The following is a 4,441-nucleotide window of genomic DNA, read 5'->3' as shown; positions in this document are numbered from 1 at the left end:
TGTCGTGGCAGTCCCAGTACTCGCCGGAAAACGGGCTCTCGGTGCCCTTGTTAAAGAAGACCTCCTTCTGCTCCGGGGTTAGCTTGTCGTTCATGGGATTGCTTGGCAAAAGGAACGTATAAGATTTCTTCCAATTTTCACCCAGAACCGGCTTCCGGCGGCGCCTTTTGCCCCTGCTTTTTCGCCGCGGCCTTTGTGTTTTCCAGATACGCCTGCGTCAGCGCAAGGTTGCCAAACCCCATCGAGTTGAGCGACTCTGAGGGCACCATGACAATGGTGCCCTGTATCTTTATCGACTCGTACAGCATGTTGGACTGCCTGAGCGCGTAGGCCACGGGGTTGTCCGCATACACCCTTGACGCCTCTTCAAACTGCTTTGCCACCTGCACCTCTGACTCGCCGTATTTCACGCGGGCGTTCTTTTCCCTCTCTGCCTGGGCCTCCATCGACATCGCCGCTTCGAGCTCTTGGGGGATTATCACTTGCCGGATCTCGACGCCGGTCACCTCGATGCCCCAGTTGCTTGCCTCGCTTGCGATTATCCCCTTGACGTGCTGGTTGATCTCCTCCCTCTTGGACAGGACGTCCTGGAAGGCCGACGAGCCGATGTTGTTGCGCAAAGTCGTCTGCGATACCTGCTGGATCATCTCGTTAAAGTTCTCGACGTTGAGTATCGAGTCCTTGGCGCGCTCCTCTATTATCCTGTAGCGAAGGATGGCGTCTATTGTCACCGGCACGTTGTCCTTTGTCAGCATGCGCTCTGCGTTGAACTCGCGCACCTTTTCCCTGACGTCGACTACGAGTATGCTGTCGACAAACGGGAGGCGCGTCTGGACGGCCTGGCCCACCTGCCTGTGGTACCTGCCCAGTCTCAGGATCACGGCGCGCTCGTACTGCTTTATTATCATGAGAAACGCCGAGATTATCACCGCAATCCCAAGCGCCACGAGCGCGTACGTGACGGCGTCGCTGCCTACTGAAGACCCTATGGCGGCGCCTACCAAAATATTACTAGTCCCGCGATGACGTGTGCGCTAGAACCTTTCTGGCTGACCAGACCCATGTTGAAAAACGGCCTCGCTGACATCTTTATGATATATAGATCATCAAAGATATAGGGATTTTAGACGTAATCTCTATAGACTATTTTCGCCTTGCTATCTTTTCGAGGTGGTCAGCGACGATTGGCAAAAACGCGCCCACGTCGGTGACGATGCCTACTGCCTGCGCAGTGCCTCTGTCTATCAGCTTCGTGACTACCGGCTGGCTGATGTCGACTGCCACCACCTTGGCGGAGGAGGGAAGCATGTTGCCGACCGCTATAGAGTGGAGCATGGTGGAAAACATCAGCACCATCTTGGCGCCTTTCAGCACGTGCTTGTACTTGCGCTGCGCCTCTACGACGTCGGTGACGACATCAGGTATGGGGCCGTCGTCGCGGATGGAGCCGGCCAACACGAATGGGACGCCGTTTTTTATGCACTCGTACATGACGCCGCTCTTTAGTATCTTTTTGTCGACCATCGCCTTCAGGCCGCCGGCCTTGAACACCTCGTTTATGGCCTGCATGTGGTTCCGGTGGCCGCGCACGGCAAGCGTGCCGTCGCTGACGTGCATCCCAAGCGACGTGCCCATCAGCGCGTTTTCAACGTCGTGGACGGCTATCGCGTTGCCCGCCAGCAGACCGTCGATATAGCCCATCCTTATCAGCCGCGCCAACGCCTCAGAGGCGCCCGAGTGCACGAGCACCGGCCCGGAGACCACGATTATCTTGCCGCCGCTCTTTTTCGTATTGTAAATGTCGGTCGCGACCTTGCGCGCAATGTGCTGCGTGGGGCGCTCGCTTGAAGAGCTGCTGGACATGAACTGGAAAATGTCGACGCCTTCGCGGGGTCGCTCCTGCGGCGTTATCTTTACCCCTCGCTCGCCAACCACGACCATGTCGCCCTTGGCAATATCGCGGATCATCTTGCATTCCGCGCTCTTTTTCCTGGTGTCGACGACGATGCACTTGTCCATCATCATGTTCTGGACGTTTATCCACAGGCCCGAGTAGAACACCTGCGTGGGGTTGTTGGTGGTGCTGTAAAAGTCGTCCGGCATCACGTTGTCCTTGGCGGCTGCCACGAGGCGCGCCTCCTGCACAGACACGGGCTGGGCGCCTTCCCTGTATATCGCCTCAAGCAGGCGCTCAAGGTGCTCCTCGTCTTTGCCGCGCACAAGCAGCCGGGCGTGGCTTGCGTCCCTTTTTTTCTTGCCGACTACAAACTCTAGCACCTGAAAGTCGCCCTTCAGGTCCATGATGTGGTCAAAAATCTTTGTAAGTATCATCGAGTCGATGAGGTGGCCCTTGACCTCGATTTCCTGCTCGAACCTGGATACCAAGCCAGTCACCGTAATCCATTTCAGCTAATAAAGTTATATCGGCAGCGACAGCTTGCCGAAATATTCCTGCAGGTTCTGCTCGCTCTTTATTTTTGCGACTATCTCGTTTTTGGTGTCCTCTGTAAACCACTGCGCGAGCGACTTGGCAATGCCGTTCTTGTCGCACAACGCAATCATGTAGCCGCTTTCTTCCTTTACGACGGCGTACAGGTTCTCCTCTCCCACCGGCTCCCAGCTGTTGGTCTTGTTGTCCTTGAGCGCGAGGGCCGGCATGGCGTGGCCGGTATATTTCGTGAGCATGTCCTGCGCGACCTTGACCCTTTTCTCGCCCACCTTGAGAGCCGTGAAATACTGCATTAATAGTAAATGAAAACCCCCGTCATAAAGCGTTTATGAATAATTCTACTTGAAAAACAAATGACTATTTTCTAGCTGCAAGGAAATCAGACTAATTAATTCAAGCACGTCAGTAATCCTTTGATAAAATTATAATATGGCACGATTTTCAGTACTATTCTTTCAAATTGTTTATATCAAAAGGAAATATCTGACACATAATGTGGCTTCACGGAGTAAAATTTCCTATTCTTGTGCTTATCATTCTGGTTCTAGGACTTGACTTTCACCTCTTTTATGGTGGAGAGGCAAATGCAACGAGCCTAACTCTGACGACTGGTGGAAGGGTCAACATTGAGCTTATTACATCTGAAGCGACATTCAGTGATACCCTCTCCTTAGTCACTCCTGCAGCCTCTATAGCAAGTAGTGGTTGTAAGCTAGAGTCTGCTACTGGACTTGGCGGATTGCATGTAGTCAGCGAGAAGTTGTCACAGCACGGCTGCAGGGCTGAGCTCGATTCTGACCCTTCTACAACTGGCATCCAGCCTTTCGCTACAGGCACTATCTTTAATTTTGGTCTCTGTGGCCAATCTGATTCTGACGCCGATTGCGAATTCGTCTGGTCAAGCGACCCCGCCCAGAATTCGGACGGCTTTGATCACGTCAGAACTACGCCAATCCGTTCTACAGAGCTTCCGGGTCGGATCTTTCAACTAGCCTGGGAAGACCTGCCCAACGGTGGCGATATGGACTTTAATGATCTCATAGCGTTGGTAAGAATCGATGTAGATACTGATGGTGACGGGCTGTGGGATGATTGGGAGCGGTTTGGAATAGACACAAATGGTGATGGAACCACTGACCTAGACCTCCCTGCGCTTGGGGCAAACCCTATGCACAAAGATGTCTTCCTTGAAATAGATTTTATGGACTGCACCGTCGCAGGAAGTGACTGCGCCGCAGGGGATACTCATAGTCATAGACCAAAGGCTGCCGCATTTAACGCTGTCGTTCAAGCCTTTGCTAACGCACCAGTCACAAACCCCGATGGAAATCCCGGTATCAACTTACGTGTCAGAGTCGATAATGCAATTCCACATCAAAATTTCTTGGATATTCCCAGTATGGGGTGCGGCGGGAGCCCATTACCCTCGGGCATAGGCAACTTTGATACGGTGAAATCAGACCCTGCCAATTTTGGAAATACAAACGATCGCCGGTTCGCTTACTACTATGACTTGATTGTTCATCGCCGCGCCCCCGGTACCACAAGCTCTGGATGTTCGGAGCTGCCAGGGAATGATACCGTCGTCTCTCTAGGTGACTGGAATACGTGGTGCATTGCTCCCGGAGGCAATAACGTGCTAGATACAACACCTGGTGGAGATGATATCGCCATTTCTGGTAGTAGAGGCATCTTTGCGGGACCCGACCTTGTGTGCAATACAACAGCTGCAGGTGATGATGCGCAGCTTATAGCAGTAGGAAACTCTCCTCCGGCAGACCTTGACGGCGATGGCGTAGACGATAGGACTGTGGGAACTGTTCAGCAGCAGGCGGGGACCATAATGCACGAATTAGGACATAACTTCAATCTACGTCATGGAGGTGATGGCGACGTACCTAACTTTGAGCCAAATTATCTGAGCATAATGAACTACCGATTCCAGATACCCGGTATTCCACCGATCGATCCTGATGGAACCGGGCCATTAGC

At 52.9% G+C, this 4,441-nt stretch carries 4 protein-coding genes; 1 reads left to right on the top strand and 3 read right to left on the bottom strand.

Translation table 11 applies throughout. The features are described 5' to 3' along the window. Positions 1–137: 137 nt before the first annotated feature. The 3 genes from ACREAY_RS10095 to ACREAY_RS10085 all read right to left on the bottom strand — a co-directional run bounded on the left by ACREAY_RS10095 (position 138) and on the right by ACREAY_RS10085 (position 2,742). Entirely contained in the window at positions 138–1,004 is an 867-nt protein-coding gene (locus ACREAY_RS10095) for an SPFH domain-containing protein (RefSeq protein WP_431755649.1), read from the bottom strand. 139 nt (positions 1,005–1,143) lie between these two features. Further along, complete coding sequence (locus ACREAY_RS10090; RefSeq protein ID WP_431755648.1) at positions 1,144–2,385, bottom strand: TIGR00300 family protein; 1,242 nt, start codon at positions 2,383–2,385, stop codon at positions 1,144–1,146. Positions 2,386–2,418: 33 nt separating this feature from the next. After that, positions 2,419–2,742, bottom strand: coding sequence for a hypothetical protein (locus ACREAY_RS10085; protein ID WP_431755647.1), 324 nt, complete (start codon positions 2,740–2,742; stop codon positions 2,419–2,421). Positions 2,743–2,942: 200 nt separating this feature from the next. Between ACREAY_RS10085 and ACREAY_RS10080 the strand changes: the two genes are divergently transcribed. Next, on the top strand, positions 2,943–4,441 hold a 1,499-nt coding region (locus ACREAY_RS10080), incomplete at its 3' end, for a DUF4114 domain-containing protein (protein ID WP_431755646.1).

This window comes from Nitrososphaera sp., assembly GCF_050748925.1.
Lineage (GTDB): Archaea > Thermoproteota > Nitrososphaeria > Nitrososphaerales > Nitrososphaeraceae > Nitrososphaera.
This window is presented reverse-complemented; position numbering and strand designations above follow the sequence as displayed.

What these genes read in the sequence shown, in the direction of transcription:
- ACREAY_RS10085 (WP_431755647.1), bottom strand. Translation starts at nt 2,742, where the DNA reads ATGCAGTATTTCACGGCTCTCAAGGTGGGCGAGAAAAGGGTCAAGGTC.